Annotated in this window: 18 protein-coding genes and 1 tRNA gene; 15 read left to right on the forward strand and 4 right to left on the reverse strand. The window is 65.4% G+C overall.

The features are described 5' to 3' along the window. The first annotated feature begins 282 nt into the window (after positions 1 to 282). The 8 genes from ACQY72_RS00130 (at position 283) to ACQY72_RS00165 (ending at position 5,152) form a co-directional block, all read left to right on the forward strand. Positions 283 to 417, forward strand: a complete 135-nt coding sequence (locus ACQY72_RS00130) for a hypothetical protein (protein WP_428154884.1) — start codon at positions 283 to 285, stop codon at positions 415 to 417. A gap of 96 nt (positions 418 to 513) precedes the next feature. Continuing rightward, complete coding sequence (locus tag ACQY72_RS00135) at positions 514 to 1,848, forward strand: hemolysin family protein (protein ID WP_428154886.1); 1,335 nt, start codon at positions 514 to 516, stop codon at positions 1,846 to 1,848. A gap of 95 nt (positions 1,849 to 1,943) precedes the next feature. Continuing rightward, positions 1,944 to 2,019: transfer RNA gene (locus ACQY72_RS00140), tRNA-Trp, on the forward strand. A gap of 70 nt (positions 2,020 to 2,089) precedes the next feature. Then, positions 2,090 to 2,404, forward strand: coding sequence for a preprotein translocase subunit SecE (secE, locus tag ACQY72_RS00145; protein WP_372692053.1), 315 nt, complete (start codon positions 2,090 to 2,092; stop codon positions 2,402 to 2,404). Between the two features lie 13 nt (positions 2,405 to 2,417). Next, on the forward strand, positions 2,418 to 2,993 hold the full coding sequence (gene nusG, locus ACQY72_RS00150) for a transcription termination/antitermination protein NusG (RefSeq protein WP_159844899.1): 576 nt from the start codon (positions 2,418 to 2,420) through the stop codon (positions 2,991 to 2,993). 389 nt (positions 2,994 to 3,382) lie between these two features. Beyond that, a complete protein-coding gene (gene rplK, locus ACQY72_RS00155; RefSeq protein ID WP_135193053.1) occupies positions 3,383 to 3,814 on the forward strand; it encodes a 50S ribosomal protein L11 in 432 nt (143 codons plus the stop codon). Positions 3,815 to 3,817: 3 nt separating this feature from the next. Then, positions 3,818 to 4,507, forward strand: a complete 690-nt coding sequence (gene rplA, locus ACQY72_RS00160; RefSeq protein ID WP_135193052.1) for a 50S ribosomal protein L1 — start codon at positions 3,818 to 3,820, stop codon at positions 4,505 to 4,507. Between the two features lie 108 nt (positions 4,508 to 4,615). Then, positions 4,616 to 5,152: a DUF2059 domain-containing protein gene (locus tag ACQY72_RS00165; RefSeq protein ID WP_428154887.1), complete on the forward strand. Its 537-nt coding sequence runs from the start codon at positions 4,616 to 4,618 to the stop codon at positions 5,150 to 5,152. A gap of 3 nt (positions 5,153 to 5,155) precedes the next feature. Here the strand turns inward: ACQY72_RS00165 and ACQY72_RS00170 are convergent, their stop codons facing one another. Next, positions 5,156 to 5,764 (reverse strand): NAD(P)-dependent oxidoreductase, encoded by a 609-nt coding sequence (locus tag ACQY72_RS00170; RefSeq protein ID WP_428154888.1) that lies wholly within the window; start codon positions 5,762 to 5,764, stop codon positions 5,156 to 5,158. A 53-nt stretch (positions 5,765 to 5,817) separates the two neighbouring features. Between ACQY72_RS00170 and ACQY72_RS00175 the strand changes: the two genes are divergently transcribed. The 4 genes from ACQY72_RS00175 to ACQY72_RS00190 all read left to right on the forward strand — a co-directional run bounded on the left by ACQY72_RS00175 (position 5,818) and on the right by ACQY72_RS00190 (position 8,594). Next, entirely contained in the window at positions 5,818 to 6,234 is a 417-nt protein-coding gene (locus ACQY72_RS00175) for a winged helix-turn-helix transcriptional regulator (protein WP_428154890.1), read from the forward strand. 90 nt (positions 6,235 to 6,324) lie between these two features. Continuing rightward, entirely contained in the window at positions 6,325 to 7,398 is a 1,074-nt protein-coding gene (locus tag ACQY72_RS00180) for an AI-2E family transporter (RefSeq protein WP_428154891.1), read from the forward strand. Positions 7,399 to 7,521: 123 nt separating this feature from the next. Then, a complete protein-coding gene (locus ACQY72_RS00185) occupies positions 7,522 to 7,971 on the forward strand; it encodes an NUDIX hydrolase (RefSeq protein WP_428154892.1) in 450 nt (149 codons plus the stop codon). A 71-nt stretch (positions 7,972 to 8,042) separates the two neighbouring features. Further along, the gene (locus ACQY72_RS00190) at positions 8,043 to 8,594 is read left to right on the forward strand and encodes a DUF2059 domain-containing protein (protein ID WP_428154893.1); all 552 of its coding nucleotides are present in this window, start codon (positions 8,043 to 8,045) and stop codon (positions 8,592 to 8,594) included. Here the strand turns inward: ACQY72_RS00190 and ACQY72_RS00195 are convergent. Next, positions 8,591 to 9,280, reverse strand: coding sequence for a glutathione S-transferase (locus ACQY72_RS00195; RefSeq protein ID WP_428154895.1), 690 nt, complete (start codon positions 9,278 to 9,280; stop codon positions 8,591 to 8,593). The genes ACQY72_RS00190 and ACQY72_RS00195 overlap by 4 nt on opposite strands. 318 nt (positions 9,281 to 9,598) lie before the next feature. Between ACQY72_RS00195 and rplJ the strand changes: the two genes are divergently transcribed. Both rplJ and rplL read left to right on the forward strand, forming a co-directional pair. Then, complete coding sequence (gene rplJ, locus ACQY72_RS00200) at positions 9,599 to 10,114, forward strand: 50S ribosomal protein L10 (RefSeq protein ID WP_135193046.1); 516 nt, start codon at positions 9,599 to 9,601, stop codon at positions 10,112 to 10,114. Between the two features lie 62 nt (positions 10,115 to 10,176). Next, positions 10,177 to 10,560, forward strand: coding sequence for a 50S ribosomal protein L7/L12 (gene rplL / locus ACQY72_RS00205; RefSeq protein ID WP_135193045.1), 384 nt, complete (start codon positions 10,177 to 10,179; stop codon positions 10,558 to 10,560). Positions 10,561 to 10,691: 131 nt separating this feature from the next. Here rplL and ACQY72_RS00210 read toward each other — a convergent pair whose 3' ends face one another. Next, positions 10,692 to 11,621, reverse strand: a complete 930-nt coding sequence (locus ACQY72_RS00210; protein ID WP_428154897.1) for an alpha/beta hydrolase family esterase — start codon at positions 11,619 to 11,621, stop codon at positions 10,692 to 10,694. 120 nt (positions 11,622 to 11,741) lie between these two features. On the opposite strand from ACQY72_RS00210, the gene ACQY72_RS00215 reads away from it, so the two are divergent. Further along, on the forward strand, positions 11,742 to 12,419 hold the full coding sequence (locus tag ACQY72_RS00215; RefSeq protein WP_428154898.1) for a type 1 glutamine amidotransferase domain-containing protein: 678 nt from the start codon (positions 11,742 to 11,744) through the stop codon (positions 12,417 to 12,419). Between the two features lie 184 nt (positions 12,420 to 12,603). Here the strand turns inward: ACQY72_RS00215 and ACQY72_RS00220 are convergent, their stop codons facing one another. Then, positions 12,604 to 14,580, reverse strand: coding sequence for a M61 family metallopeptidase (locus ACQY72_RS00220; protein ID WP_428154900.1), 1,977 nt, complete (start codon positions 14,578 to 14,580; stop codon positions 12,604 to 12,606). Between the last annotated feature and the right edge of the window lie 170 nt (positions 14,581 to 14,750).

Here is a 14,750-nt window from a genome sequence, read left to right on the forward strand (position 1 = left end):
AGCATAGGCCGACCAAAAGAGTAAGCGTAACAGAGCGGCCCCCGGAGCGATCCGGGGGCCGCTTTGCTTTGGACCGGTCATACGGACGACCCTCACCCTTTCACGCAAGGCCGATCGCTGCGCTCTCGGGCGCTCAAGCCCTCTCCCAATGGGAGAGGGAAGGGCGGAGAGTGGGGAGTGGGGAGTGGGGAGGAGTTTGTTCGCCCATCGCGCGAGCCGTCTTGCCAGCAACCTGGAACGGGGGTTTACGTTCGGTACGGACGTTAACTTTTCGGTAACCAAATGCGACGCGCCATCCGCCTGGGTCTTTTCATCGGCACCGTTCTGGGCATGAGCGCCTGCGCGACCCAGTATGACACCGACGGCCGGCCGGTTTCGGGGGCTTACGGCTCGGTCGATGCGGGGCGGGCGGGCTGAGGCTCAAAGGAAAACGTGGCGCTGGTCGCGATCCTGCCCTATTGTAGCGCTGCGGACGCCGGATGTTGCGCCGCGTCGGTCCCCACACCCCCCTAGATGTTACTCATCGCTATTGTCGTCGTTCTGCTCCTGGTGGTGCTTAACGGCTTGTTCGCCATGACTGAATTGGCGGTCGTTTCCTCGCGGAGATCCAAACTTCAGGCGAGGGCGGAACGGGGAGACCGGGGGGCCAGGGCGGCGCTGAAGCTGTCGGAAGAACCGACTCAGTTCCTGTCCGCCGTTCAGGTCGGCATCACCCTTATCGGCATTCTGGCGGGCGCCTATGGTCAGGCGACCATCGCGGGCGAGTTGGATCGTATTCTGGAAGTCAGCTTCCCGGCGCTGGCGCGATACACCGAAGTCTTCGCCACGGCCCTGGTGGTCGTGTGCATCACCTATGTGTCGCTGATCGTCGGCGAACTGGTGCCCAAACGGATCGCCCTGATCTTCCCGGAAGCCGTGGCGTCCAAGATGGCGGGGCCGATCTCCAAGATGGCGATCGTGCTGAAGCCGTTCGTGCTGCTGCTGACCGCCTCGACCTCGGGCATTCTGAAGCTGCTGGGCGTCAAGGACCGCGACGGTTCGGACGTGACCCAGGAAGAGGTGGCGACCATCCTGGCGGAAGGCACCTCGGCCGGCCTGATCGAGCCCGAAGAACAGGTGATGATCGAGGAAATCCTGCGCCTGGGCGACCGCCCTGTGCGGGTGGCCATGACGCCGCGCCACGACGTCTTCTGGATCGCGCTGGACGACCCCGAGGAGATGCTGCGCGAAGAGATTCGCACCTGCCCCTATTCGCGGATCGTGGTGGCGCGCGAGAGCGACGTCGATAATCCGCTGGGCGTGGTCCACAAGAAGGACCTGCTGGACAGCCTGCTGACGCATGGCAAGTTCGACATCGAGCCGCTGGTCGCCGAACCGGCCTTCATTCCCCAGTCGACCTCGGTGCTGAAGGCGCTGGAGATCCTGAAGGGCTCCAAGGTCCATATGGCCTTCATCGTCGATGAATACGGCGCCTTCGAAGGCGTGGTGACGGCGACCGACATCCTGGAAATGATCGCCGGCGACTTCAACGAGGGTCACGACGAGGAACAGGCCTGGATCCATCAGCGCGCCGATGGCAGCTGGCTGGTCGATGGTCAGACGCACCTGGACGAACTGGCCGACAAGCTGGGCGAGGATTTTGGCGATCACGAGGGCTACCACACCGTCGCCGGCCTGATTCTGCACCAGCTGTCGCGCGTGCCGGATGAGGGCGAAGTGGTCCAGGTCGGCCGATTCGAGGTCGAGGTCGTCGACATGGACGACCGCCGCATCGACAAGCTGATCTTCAAGGAACTGATCCAGGCTCAGGAAGAGCGGGACGCCATCGCCGCGCACAAGGAAGACTAGGTGCAAGTGTCACATCGCCCTTGAAATGCAGGGCGGTGTCGGGCATACGCCCCCCTCTGGCGAACGCACGGACCTCCGGGTTCGAGCGGTTGTCTAGGAGTTTAGCTCAGCTGGTAGAGCACCGGTCTCCAAAACCGGGGGTCGTGGGTTCGAGTCCCCCAACTCCTGCCAATCCCCCCTGTCGCTTCCGGATGGGACTTCCCATCTGGGGCGACAGGAACAATTGTGTGAAGAGCAACTGATGGCCAAGGCCAAAACTCCCGGCAAGCGGCCTCAGGGCAACGCAAAGCCGCAGATCGGCGCCAAGCCGCAAGCCGCGGGCGCCGCCGCCATCACGGTCGATTCGCCCGAGCCCAAGAAGCCCCGCACCAGCCCCGGCCAGTTCTTCAGCCAGGTTCGCGCCGAGGGCCGCAAGATCGTATGGCCCAGCCGCAAGGAGACCTGGATCACCTCGGTGATGGTCTTCATCATGGTTATCATCGCCGCGATCTTCTTCTGGATCGTGGACACCGGCCTGGGCTTCGCCTTCCGCTACATCATCGCTCTCGGATCCTGAGAAAGACGCGCCCATGACCGATGCAGCGCCCGCAAAGCCCGCCAATCCGCGCCACAAGTGGTATATCGTCAACGCCTACTCGAACTTCGAGAAGAAGGTGGCGGAGCAGATTCGCGACCAAGCCAAGCAGCAGGGTCTGGAAGACGCCTTCTCCGAAATCCTGGTTCCGACTGAGGACGTCGTCGAGATCCGTCGCGGCCGCAAGGTGAACTCGGAACGCAAGTTCTTCCCCGGCTATGTGCTGGTGAAGATGGAAATGACCGACCAGGCCTATCACCTGGTCAAGAACACCCCGAAGGTCACCGGCTTCCTGGGCGCCGCGGGCGGCACCAAGCCTCTGCCGGTCTCGGAACGTGAAGTTCAGAACATCATCGGTCAGGTGGAAGAAGGCGTCGAACGTCCGAAGCCCACGATCCGCTTCGACATCGGCGAGAAGGTCAAGGTCATCGACGGCCCGTTCGCCAGCTTCGACGGTTCGGTCGAGAGCGTGGACGAAGAACACGCCCGCCTGCGCGTCGCCGTTTCCATCTTCGGCCGCGCTACGCCGGTCGAGCTGGAATACGCCCAGGTGGAGAAGGTTTCGGGCTGAGGCTCTTAACGCCCGTCGCGATTTCGAAGCCGCGTCCGAAAGGGCGCGGCTTCTTTCGTTTCACCTCCCCATGCGCGGAGGGGCATGGGGAGGACAGACCGCGTAGCGGTCAGGCGGGGGCGACTCGGGCAGCCGTGATGACAGCGCATCTGGGCAGAGACCAAGTCACCCCCTCCTGGCGTCGCTCCGCGCCGCCTGTCCTCCCCATCGGCCTTCGCCGACGGGGAGGTGACGCTCCCGCGTTGCCTTTACCGCCCCCCTCTGTTACACGCGCGCCTTCGCTCGGCGGGCCTCGGTTCGCGGAGCGTCAAATCCGTGGGAGGCAGCCATGCCGCACCACGGCTCACCGGCCCTGCGTTCGTTCGCCGGGTCATTCATAGGAGAGACCAATGGCCAAGAAAATTCTCGGCTATATCAAACTGCAAGTGCCGGCCGGTTCGGCCACGCCTTCGCCCCCGATCGGCCCGGCTCTGGGTCAACGCGGCGTGAACATCATGGGCTTCTGCAAGGAGTTCAACGCGCGCACCGAGAAGGAAGCCAAGGGCACCCCGCTTCCGACCGTGATCACCGTCTATCAGGACAAGTCGTTCACCTTCCTGACCAAGACGCCGCCGGCGACCTGGTACCTGAAGCAGGCCACGGGCCTGAAGTCGGGCTCCAAGCTGGTCGGTCGCGAGACGGCCGGTACGGTCAAGGTTTCGCAACTGCGCGAGATCGCTGAAAAGAAGATGAAAGATCTGAACGCGAACGACCTCGACGCCGCGACCAAGATCATCGAAGGCTCCGCCCGCGCGATGGGCCTCGAAGTGGTGGAGGGCTAAACCATGGCCAAGCAAACCAAGGCTCAAAAAGCCCGCACCGGCGTCAGCCAAGACCTGCTGCCGTTCTCCGACGCCATCAAGCTGGCCAAGGAAAACGCCAAGTCCAAGTTCGACGAATCCCTTGAGATCGCCGTCAACCTGGGCGTCGATCCGCGTCACGCCGACCAACAGGTCCGTGGCGTGGTGAACCTGCCGTCGGGCACCGGCCGTGACGTTCGCGTCGCCGTCTTCGCCAAGGACGCCAAGGCCGCCGAAGCCACCGCAGCCGGCGCTGAACACGTCGGCGCCGAAGATCTGTACGAGAAGATCGCCGGCGGCTTCATGGAGTTCGACCGCGTGATCGCGTCGCCGGACATGATGGCCCTGGTCGGCCGTCTGGGTAAGGTGCTGGGCCCGCGCGGCCTGATGCCGAACCCCAAGGTCGGCACCGTGACCCCGAACGTGGCCCAGGCCGTCAAGGACGCCAAGGGCGGCGCCGTCGAGTTCCGCGTCGAGAAGGCGGGCATCGTCCACGCCGGCATCGGCAAGGTCTCGTTCACTCAGGACGCTCTGGAAGCCAACGTGAAGGCTATCGTGGACGCCCTGGTGCGTTCCAAGCCGTCGGGCGCCAAGGGCACCTATGTGAAACGCATCAGCCTGTCTTCGACGATGGGCCCGGGCATCAAGGTCGACCCGTCCTCACTGGGCGCCTAAGCCTAAAGGCAACTGGTACTGAAGAACGGCGGGGAGCGATCCCCGCCGTTTTTTCTTGCCCGGATATGGTCCCAGCCGTCAGGATGCGCGCCTGACTGGGGGGATGAGATGAAACGACTGATCGGCGGCCTGATCCTGGCCTTAACGTTGGTGACCGCACCGTCGGCCATGGCCGAGACGACCGACGTTTCGACCGAAAAACTGGCTCTGGCCAACAAGTTCATCGCCCTGATCCAGGGCGAGCAGTTGGGTGCGTCTCTGGGTCAGATGATGGCGATGATGATGCCGGAATCGACCACCCTGTCGGCGGAACAGGCGACAGAGGTTCGCGAGGCGATGGCTGAGGCGACCGCGAGCATGTTGCCCCGGATGTTCGAGGTCAGTGCGCCGATCTATGCCGACATCTTCACATTGGAGGAGTTGCAGGCTCTCGTCGCCTTCTACCAGAGCGACGTCGGCCGCTCGCTGATGAGCAAGAGTTATGCTGCGGCGCCCCGGATCGCGACGGCTATTCAAGGCATCATGCCGGAGCTGATGGCCGATATGGGCGACCAGATGTGCAATCGATTGGAATGCTCGCCGGAGCAGAGGCGTGAGATGAAGGCCGCCATGGCCGTCGCAGCGCGCGGCCAGGCGGCGCAATAGTTTTCAGTAGGCCGCAGTGAAGCGGGCGCGGCTGTGCTGGGGGTTTTCCAGCTCGTCCACCATGGCGATGGCGTAGTCGGAAAAGCCGATCTTGCTCTCGCCCTTGTCGTCCACGACCAGTTGGTCGGTTCCGGTGCGGAAATGGCCCAGGCGGGGCGTTTCCTCGATCACGGCGGCGGGCGAGAAGAAGGTCCAGTCGATGTCCGTCTCGTGGCGCAGGGTATCCAGGAAGACGATGCCGCCCTGGGCGAAGACCTTCCATTCCTCGGGGAACTCTGGGGTGTCGATCAGGCGGACGCCGGGCGCGACCTCCAGGCTGGCGGCGCCGCCGGTGACGAGCAGGCGAGGCACGCCGGCGGCCTTCAGCGCCGTCAGAACCGTCTCGGCCGGCACGTCGAAGTGCAGGGCGCTGATGACGGCGTCCGAACCCTTGATCAGCTCAGCGAGCGCGGCGGCGTCCGAGGCGTCGCCCGAAACTGGCGTGACGCCGTCGGCGGCGGGGATGGTGTCGGGTTTACGCGCGATGGCGGTGACGACATGGCCGCGCGCGGCGAGTTCCTTGGTGATTTCCGAGCCGGCGCGACCGCTGGCGCCGAGGACTGCGACTTTCATGGAGGGCTCCTTTGGGTATCCAATGGATACCAGGTGCGCTATGGGATGCAGCCATGCAAGACGGCACCTTTCAGACACCTGGTCACCTTCAGGAAACCTGGACGCGCGGCGACGTGTTCGCGGCGAACTGTCCGACGCGGCAGTTGCTGGACCGGATCGCGGACAAGTGGAGCACCCTGATCCTGATCGTGCTGGGCGAGGGGCCGATCCGGTTCAACGCCCTGAAGCAGCGGGTCGATGGGGTGTCGCAGAAGATGCTGAGCCAGACGTTGAAGTCGCTGGAGCGTGACGGCTTGGTGTCGCGATCCGTCGTGGCGACCGTGCCGGTGTCCGTGACCTATGCGGTGACGCCGTTGGGCTGCACCCTGATGGCCGCCATGCAGTCGATGATCGACTGGGCCGAAACCCAGATGCCCCAGGTCGCGGCGGCCCAGACGGCCTATGATGCGCGGTCGTCCGACCCCCACTGACTTTATTATCGGGTGCGGCGAACGGCCACGTTCGAACTGCGTTCCTGTCGCGACCTTGAAGGGGGCGACATGTTCGGACTGGGAAAATTGATGGGCGACAAGCCTGGTGTGGGCCTGCGTGCGGGTGGTGGCGACCCGTGGAAGGGGCGGCTGGCGTTCGGCGCCATCGTGCTGGTCTCGGCCTATTTTGCGGTCCAGCTGATCGTGACGTTGCAGACTCTGTGGCTGCTGATCTTCGGCGCCATCGTGGTGGCGGTGATCCTGCGAGCGCTGGCCGATCCCATCGTGCGCTGGCTAAAGGCGCCGGATCCGTTGGCGGTGTTTCTGTCTCTGCTGATCGTTGTGGCCGTGCTGGCGGGGATACTGACCCTGTTCGGCGCCCAGATCACCGAGCAGGTCGTGGCCTTGTCCGCCGTCGTGCCTCAGGGTTGGGACCAGGTTCAGTCGTGGATCCAGGCCCAGCCCTATGCCGCGCAGTTGCTGGAGCAGCTGCAAGGTCTGGGCGGGCGCGCCGGCCAGGCTCTGCAGGTGGCGCAGAAGTTCGCGCTGGGCTTCGCCTCCGGCGTCACGACTCTGGTTCTGGTGATCGTCGCGGGCGTGTTCTTGGCCATCGAACCGGCCAAGTCGCGCGAAGGCCTGCTGTCGATGGTTCCGATGGACCGTCGGCCGCGCCTGCGCGAGGTGCTGAACAGTTGCGGTAAGGCGTTGAAGGGCTGGCTGAAGGCGCAACTGTTCTCGATGGTGCTGGTCGGCACGCTGACGGGCGTGGGCTTGGCGATCATCGGCGTGCCTTCGGCGCTGGGCCTGGGTCTGTTGACGGGCCTGGCGCAGTTCGTGCCCATCGTCGGACCGATCGTGTCGACCGTTCCGGCGGTTCTGGTGGGAGCGACCCAGGGGTGGGAGACCGCCCTGATGACCCTGGCCCTCTATGTCGTGGTGTCCCAGCTGGAGAGCAACTTCATCACGCCGATGGTGCAGAAGAACGTGGCGAACCTGCCGGTCGTTTTGGGCATCTTCGCCGTGGTGGGGATCGGCACCCTGTTCGGACCGCTTGGGGTGCTGTTCGCCACGCCGCTGGCGCTGGTGCTGCACACCCTGATCACCATGCTGTATCGACAGGACGTCCTGGGGGATCCCGATGCCAAGGCGCCCGGCGAAAAATAAGACGCCTGCGTCAGTTCACTTGACGCAGGCGGCGCGATCACCTTTGGAACGGGCTGACCCCTTCGCTGGTGCAAAACGTCGCATGGCCTGTCCCAAGACCCGATCCTCGCGGAATCACGCCTGATGCCGTCGGGCATCAAACGCACGGCGCGGTCCGAGACACGTCAGGTCGCCGCCTTGCCGTGGCGACTGACGGACGACGGCCGTCAGATCCTGATGATCACCTCGCGCGAGACCCGCCGCTGGGTCATCCCCAAGGGCGGCCGGATGGTCGGCAAGACCGATCCCGAGGCGGCCGCCCAGGAAGCCATGGAAGAAGCCGGGGTGCGCGGCGAGATGGATCAGACCTCCATCGGCGTCTTCCGCTACGCCAAGGGCCTGAAGGACGGCGGCGTGCGCCAGTGCGTGGTCTCGGTCTATCCGCTTCAGGTGCTGGTCCAGCTGGGCGCCTGGCCCGAGGCGCACCAGCGCGAGCGGCGCTGGATGAGCCTGAGCGAGGCGGCGGACCTGGTTCACGAACCCGACCTGGCCGCCCTGATCCGCGACTTCGACGCAACGCCCCTGGAAGATTGAACAACCCCAGAGCGATTTCCGCTGGTCAGACAGGCCGTGGCTTGCCGATAAAGGACGCGGGGAGGCTGTTCATGACCATCATTCGAATTCTTGCGCTGGGGATGGCCCTCGGCGTGGCCGCGACAGCGGCGCAGGCGCAGAGCGACACGGGCGCGTCACGCGACGACCAGCTGGTGGTCGTCGTGCGGCCGGACGAGGGGCTTGGACGGCGCAGCGTGCTGGCCCGAGAACTCCTCGAACTGTCGACGGGACCGAACTTCGCCAAGGAGTTCGAGCGCGCCATGGTCCAGCAGATGGGCAAGCTCGATGAAAAGGGCGAAGAGGCGGTTTGGGTCCGCACCAATATGCCGCCGATGCTGACCAGAATGGCCGCGCGGCTGATGGATGATCTGGCCCCGATCTACGCCACGGTGTTCAGCGAGGAAGAGATACGCGCTCAGATCGACTTCTATCGCAGTCCCATTGGTCGGTCGGTCGCGGCCAAGACCATACCGCTGGGTGTCGCCTCGCAGGAGGCGGAAACCACAGCGATGACGAGGCTCTTCAAGGAGTTCGAGGCCAAATACTGCGCCCAGTTCGACTGTGGCGAGGAGAGTCAGACGGCGGCCAAGTCCACCCGCTAGCCGTCCAGTTCGGGATAGCGGCGGAAGATGCCGTCTTCGTTGAAGGGGATGCGGCGTTCGCTGGCCAGATAGGCGGCGACGCGGTCGCGGGCGGCGACCACGTGGGGCGTCGTCTTCAGGACGCGGGCCGACGCCTTGGGAAAGGCGTAGGTCAGGCCTTCGACCACCTGAAACAGCGACAGGTCGGCATAGGTCAGGCGGTCGCCCACCATCCAGTCCGAGCCATGCGGATTTCGGTCCAGCACCTGTTCGGCCCAGCCCAGGAATTTGGCGATCCGATCCTTGCGAAAGCCCTCGGCGCGCCGGGCGGCCTCGGGCTTCTGATCGTCGTACCAGGCCATCAGATCGACCGGGTGGTGGGTGTCGTGGGCCTCTGAAACCAGATCGGCGAAAGTCAGCTGGATCTGATTCAGCCAGGCGCGGTCGCTGTCGCCATTGGGGCTGAGGCCCAGTTGCGGACCCAGCCAGGCCAGGATGGCGGCGACCTGTCCGATGGTGCGGTCGCTCAGGCGCAGGAAGGGCGGGGCGAAGGGCGGCGTGGCGGCGTCGGCCATCAGCGTCATCATCGCCTCGCCGTCGTCCTGTCGCGAGACATCGACATAGTCGGCGCCGGCCGCCTCCAGCGCCAGACGGACGAATTCGCCGCGCCCCTGGATGGTCGGCCAGTAGTAGAGTTCATAGGCCATGCGATCCCTGCCTTGATTTCCGTAATGCGTCCCTGTAAGAGCGCCGCTTCCCGTCACTGGTTCATTCCTTTGGCGGTCCTGTCCGAGAACTTCGGGGCGTGGGGGTCACCCAGGCCATAACTGTCAGAGAGCCCTCTGACGCCGTGGGGAGATGGGGACGCGACCCTGCGCTGTCAGCCCGCATTCCGGGACGGACGCCGTCAGACGCATCCTTCGGACAATACGGCCGGCTTTAACGCTTTGCAGCGATGCACAGCGCTTTGGCCAATCCGTCGTCGGGAATAAGCCCGGCGGCGAATACCAAGACTGGAGACCGCAATGGACCGCGCTCAAAAAGCCGAGTCGATCGAAACGCTCAAGGGCGTATTCGCCGACGCCGGCTCCGTGGTCGTGACCCAAAACCTGGGTCTGACCGTTGCGGAAATGGAAGATCTGCGTGGTCGCCTTCGTAAAGAAGGCGGCGCGTTCAAGGTGGTCAAGAACCGCCTGGCGCTGAAGGCGCTCGAAGCCGAAGAAGGCAGCGAATTCCACGGCCTGTTCAAGGGTCCCGTGGGCATCGCCTATTCCGAGAACCCCGGTACGGCCGCCAAGGTCGCCACCGAGTTCGCCAAGGCCAATGATCGCTTCAAGATCATCGGCGGCTTCATGGGCGACACCGTCGTCGACCAAAAGGGCGTGGAAGTTCTTTCCAAGCTCCCGACGCTCGACGAAGTCCGCAGCCAACTCATCGGCCTGCTCAACGCGCCTGCGACTCGTATCGCTGGCGTGCTGCAAGCACCCGCCGGTCAACTGGCTCGCGTGTTCAACGCCTACGCCACCAAGGAAGCCGCGTAAGCGGCCCAGCCTTTCATCTCTGCATCACTCTCTAAAACCAATCCTCCGAAGGAACACTGACAATGGCTGACCTCGCCAAGATCGTCGAAGACCTGTCCGCTCTGACCGTTCTCGAAGCTGCTGAACTGTCGAAGCTGCTTGAAGAAAAGTGGGGCGTCAGCGCCGCTGCTCCCGTCGCCATGGCTGCTCCGGCTGCCGGTGGCGGTGCTCCGGCTGAAGCTGCCGAAGAGCAAACCGAATTCACCGTCGTCCTGCTGGACGGTGGCGACAAGAAGATCAACGTGATCAAGGAAGTCCGTGGCGTGCGTTCGGACCTGGGTCTGAAGGAAGCCAAGGACCTGGTCGAAGGCGCTCCGCAGAACGTCGTCGAGAACGTCTCCAAGCAGAACGCCGACGAAGTCGCCAAGAAGCTGACGGAAGCCGGCGCCAAGGTCCAGATCAAGTAAGATCTGACCTTCGTCATTTGCTGAATATCGGAAAGGCCCGGCGGGAAACCGCCGGGTTTTTCTTTTGGCCTATCGCGCGCAGCGCTACTTGAGGCCGTAGGGGAGCTGCTGCCCTCTGCTCGGATAGGCGCTTAGTTCTGCGGGCGTGTCCGGGCGGCGAAGAAGGCCCAGAGGGCGTCGTTGTCGGCGACCCAGCTGTGGCCGCCGCCGGCGGTGATTCGGCCCACCACGTCCGCGCCGTCGCGGCAGGCGGCGTAGCCTTCCTCATAGACTTTGTCGTCGACCCAGCGGGTGTCGCGGATTTGGGTGCAGCCATTGATCTGGGCCCAGCGCTGTTCGGCGGCGTGCATGGTGTAATGCCAGTAGCCTGCGCCGCCGCCCTGGATCGGGTTGGTCGTGTCAGCGTCGCCGGCGAAGGCGATGACCGGCATGGGGCGCGAGGGGCGGCAGGTGGCGGGATCGGGCTCTTCGGGGCGGTCCTTGCGGGGGGTTCCGGCGCGCAGGCCCACGACGGGGGCTATGGCGGCGAACCGGTCGGCCGCGACGCATCCCAGCCAGGATGTCATCCGCCCGCCGCCCGACAGACCCGTGGCATAGACGCGGCTGTCATCGACGCAGCCCTGATCCGCGAGCACCCGGATGGCGGTCGTCAGATAGGCGACGTCGTCGGCGTCGGCGGGACCGGGCACCGCGCCGGTGATGGTCGGGACGCCGGGAATGTTCCAAACGAAGCCCCGCTCCACCGGAATGCCGGCGTCGGGCGCGGCGACGATGAAGCCGTGCCGGTCCGCCGTTTCCGCCAGTCGAGACGAGGCCAGCATCTTCTCGCCCGTGCCGCCGCTGCCGTGCAGCAGGAAGACCAGGGGCGCGGGCTTGCTGGGGTCGAAACCGGCGGGCAGGTGGAGCAGCATCGCGCGGCCGGTGCGGCCGATGGCGACGGCCTGGGTCGCGCCCGACTGACCGATGCCACAGGGCGACGACACCTGGGTTTGGGCCTGGGCCGCCTGGGTGAAGGCCATCACGCCCAGCAGGGCCGCCGTCATGCCGATCCAGCGCTTCATGCGATTTCACCTCTCGTGAACAAGCCAGCAGCGTGAGGGGATTTCGCCGTGGAGGCCAGCCTTGAGGCGCAGCGTTCGGCTTCCCATCTGTGGACACCCCAAGAGACGGAGCCTCCCCCAATGAACATCCTGCTGGTGCTGACGTCGCACGATCAACTCGGCGACACGGGCAAGAAGACCGGCTTCTGGCTGGAAGAGCTGGCGGCCCCCTATTACGCGCTGAAGGATGCGGGCGCGCAGGTCGTGCTGGCCTCGCCCAAGGGCGGACAGCCGCCGCTGGATCCCAAGAGCGACGACGCCGACGCCCAGACCGACGACACGCGCCGCTTCAAGGCCGATGCCGAAGCCCAGGCCGCCCTGGCCTCGACCGTCGTCCTGTCGTCGGTGAAGGCCGATGATTTCGACGCGGTCTTCTATCCCGGCGGTCACGGACCGCTGTGGGACCTGGCCAATGATGCGCAATCCATCGCCCTGATCGAGGCCTTCACCAAGGCGGACAAGCCGACCGGATTCGTTTGCCATGCGCCTGGCGTGCTGAAGTCTGTGACCGGCGCGGACGGCAAGCCGCTGGTCAACGGCCGCAAGGTGACGGGTTTCACCAACTCCGAAGAGGAGGCTGTGGGCCTGACGGACGTGGTGCCGTTCCTGGTGGAGAATGTGCTGATCGCCAATGGCGGCGACTATTCCAAGGGGCCGGATTGGGGATCGTATGTCGTCGTCGACGGCAAGCTGGTGACGGGTCAGAACCCGGGCTCGTCGCGTGAAGCGGCCGAGGCGTTGCTGGGCTTGTTGAAGTAGGGCTTACCTCCCCGCGCGCGAAGGCGCGTGGGGAGGACAGATCGCGCTAGCGATCAGGAGGGGGCGATTCTGACCGTGGTGATGACCGCGCAAGCTTCAGGCGCCGAGTCGCCCCCTCCTGGCGCTCGCTGACGCGATCGCCTGTCCTCCCCATCGGCCTTCGCCGATGGGGAGGTGAAGTGGGTCAGCGCCGACGCGGAGCGAGGATGTCCGACAGGCGGTCCGGCGCGCCCTCGATGCGCTCCAGACGCGGGTAGCGCAGGCCGTCGTGGTAGGCGAAGGTCACCGTGCGGAAGCGGTCGCCAGATTTCAGCAGCAGTTCGATGGGGGCGTCGGTCCCCTTGGCGGCGGTGACGGCGTCGCGCAGAACCTCCGCCGAGCCGGCCTTGCGGTTGACGGCGACCAGGCTCCAGCCGGCGCCGATTCCTTGTTCGAAGGCCGGGCCGCCCCAGCGGATATTGGTCAGCTTGTCCGCTGTCAGGGTGAAGCCAAGCGAATACTGGAAGTCGTTCGCCCAGCCGCTCTGAACCGACTTCTCCGCCGCCGAGGGCGTGTCGGTGTAGGTCAGTCGCCAGCCGCCACGCTCGATCCCGGCCAGGGGCGCCTTGGCGTCGGGGCCGACGGCGTCCAGGCGACTGCGCAGGAACGTGGCCCAGTCGTGCGGATAGACGGCGTTCAGAGCCGCGACGACGTCTTCGAAGGTGTAGCCCTGAGGCGCCCATTCGCCGTCGTCGTGGCCGAAGAAGCCCTTGGCGAAATCATCCAGCGACTTGCGGCCGTTGGTGCCTTCGCGGATCAGGGTGTCGGCGTCCAGCCAGACCAGCAGGCTTTCGCGGTAATAGTCGCCCGTGCCGCGCATCCAAGAGGTGAACTGGCCCGGCACGCGATAGCCCAGCAGATTGTGGTTGTTGGTGTCCTGCAAGGCGCGCCACTGGCGACCCGGCTGCTGGTCATAGAAGGCGGCGACGCTGGCCAGGGTGGCGAGGGCCACGTCTTTCGAATGCAGGCCGGAACGGGCGGCCAGTACATCGCCCCAGTATTCGGTCTGGCCCTCATAGACCCACAGCAGGGTGTTCTGGGTCGGGACGTTGTGGTTGGCGGTCAGCTCGTCCGCCGGGCGCATGAACTTGCCGTTCCATGAGTGGGTGTATTCGTGGGGCAGCAGGCCCCGGTCGCCGGCGCTCTTGGTCCAGTTGGTGAAGAAGTCGGGCGCCCCGGTGTTCTCGGACGAGCGATGATGCTCAAGCCCGATGCCGCCCATCTGATCGGTCAGGGCGAACAGGAATTCGTAGTTGTCGAAGTGGCGGGCGCCGAACAGGCGGTCGGCCTGCTGGACCATGTTCTCGAACAGTTTCAGCTGGTCGTCGGTGGCGGCCAGACCCTTGGCCTCGTCGGCCAGCAGGTTCAGGTGGACGCGCTCGCCCGTCGGGTCGATGTCGACGCGGCGGTAGTGGGCGCCGGCGAAGATGGGGCTGTCGATCAGGGTGTAGAGGTCGGTAGTCGCAAAGGTCGCCACGCCGCCGTCCTGGGACGCCGTGGTCAGGGCGGTGCCGTATTTCCAGCCTGCGGGCAGGACCACTCTCGGTGCGACCTGTATCTGGCGGCTGAAATAGCCGGCCGGATAGAGGATGGCCTTCTCCCACTGCAGATTGACCATGGCCGGGGTCATCAGCACGCGCCAGTTGGAATTGTCGGGCTGGGTCAGTTGCTGGAAGGCGACGTCGATGCTGGTGACGCCCGCGGGGATATCGAGGTGGAAAGCGTAGGGGTCCAGCGTGTCGCGCAGCCACTCGATCCGCTGACCGTTCGCGGTCACGGTCAGGCCGGAGACCAGCTGGATCGGGCCGGTGGCGGCATGGTTGCCGGGCAGGAACTTGGGATACAGCAGGGTCAGCGGGCCTGCGCCCGTGACCGGTATGGTCTGGCTGACATTGATTATCCGGCGGTCCAGATCGGTGATGTCGGCGCGGTACTGGATGACGCCGGGATAGGGCTTGTCCTGGGGCGCGGGAATGGCCGGCTGGGCGCGGGGCAGGGCCAGCGGCGCCTGGGTCGCGTCGGTGATGACGGGGGTGGACCGGAAGGTCTGGGCCATCGCTGGCGCGGCGGCGGTCGTCATCAGAGCGGCGAGGCAGGCGGCGGTCAGGCGGGTACGCGGCATCAGGTCATCCGGGTCGGCTGGGGAAGCCGCACCGTCGGGGGCGGGGGGCGATGCGTCAAGGGACACAACGTCACCTCTCAGCGCGCGAAGGTGTTGGCGGAGGCGACGCTGGCCTTCCTTTCGTCATTCCGGGCGAAGCGCAGCGGAGACCCGGAACCCAGCGGCGTGCG

The sequence above is a fragment of the Brevundimonas sp. genome, assembly GCF_965279155.1.
Taxonomy (GTDB): Bacteria; Pseudomonadota; Alphaproteobacteria; order Caulobacterales; family Caulobacteraceae; genus Brevundimonas.

Bases quoted from the DNA above. Each gene is read 5' to 3' on its own strand.
- ACQY72_RS00195 (WP_428154895.1), bottom strand. From the start codon at position 9,280: ATGGCCTATGAACTCTACTACTGGCCGACCATCCAGGGGCGCGGCGAA.
- rplJ (WP_135193046.1), top strand. From the start codon at position 9,599: ATGGACCGCGCTCAAAAAGCCGAGTCGATCGAAACGCTCAAGGGCGTA.
- nusG (WP_159844899.1), top strand. From the start codon at position 2,418: ATGACCGATGCAGCGCCCGCAAAGCCCGCCAATCCGCGCCACAAGTGG.
- ACQY72_RS00130 (WP_428154884.1), top strand. From the start codon at position 283: ATGCGACGCGCCATCCGCCTGGGTCTTTTCATCGGCACCGTTCTGGGC.
- ACQY72_RS00185 (WP_428154892.1), top strand. From the start codon at position 7,522: ATGCCGTCGGGCATCAAACGCACGGCGCGGTCCGAGACACGTCAGGTC.
- rplA (WP_135193052.1), top strand. From the start codon at position 3,818: ATGGCCAAGCAAACCAAGGCTCAAAAAGCCCGCACCGGCGTCAGCCAA.
- ACQY72_RS00180 (WP_428154891.1), top strand. From the start codon at position 6,325: ATGGGCGACAAGCCTGGTGTGGGCCTGCGTGCGGGTGGTGGCGACCCG.
- ACQY72_RS00175 (WP_428154890.1), top strand. From the start codon at position 5,818: ATGCAAGACGGCACCTTTCAGACACCTGGTCACCTTCAGGAAACCTGG.
- ACQY72_RS00165 (WP_428154887.1), top strand. From the start codon at position 4,616: ATGAAACGACTGATCGGCGGCCTGATCCTGGCCTTAACGTTGGTGACC.
- ACQY72_RS00215 (WP_428154898.1), top strand. From the start codon at position 11,742: ATGAACATCCTGCTGGTGCTGACGTCGCACGATCAACTCGGCGACACG.
- secE (WP_372692053.1), top strand. From the start codon at position 2,090: ATGGCCAAGGCCAAAACTCCCGGCAAGCGGCCTCAGGGCAACGCAAAG.
- ACQY72_RS00220 (WP_428154900.1), bottom strand. From the start codon at position 14,580: ATGCCGCGTACCCGCCTGACCGCCGCCTGCCTCGCCGCTCTGATGACG.
- ACQY72_RS00210 (WP_428154897.1), bottom strand. From the start codon at position 11,621: ATGAAGCGCTGGATCGGCATGACGGCGGCCCTGCTGGGCGTGATGGCC.
- rplL (WP_135193045.1), top strand. From the start codon at position 10,177: ATGGCTGACCTCGCCAAGATCGTCGAAGACCTGTCCGCTCTGACCGTT.
- ACQY72_RS00135 (WP_428154886.1), top strand. From the start codon at position 514: ATGTTACTCATCGCTATTGTCGTCGTTCTGCTCCTGGTGGTGCTTAAC.
- ACQY72_RS00190 (WP_428154893.1), top strand. From the start codon at position 8,043: ATGACCATCATTCGAATTCTTGCGCTGGGGATGGCCCTCGGCGTGGCC.
- rplK (WP_135193053.1), top strand. From the start codon at position 3,383: ATGGCCAAGAAAATTCTCGGCTATATCAAACTGCAAGTGCCGGCCGGT.
- ACQY72_RS00170 (WP_428154888.1), bottom strand. From the start codon at position 5,764: ATGAAAGTCGCAGTCCTCGGCGCCAGCGGTCGCGCCGGCTCGGAAATC.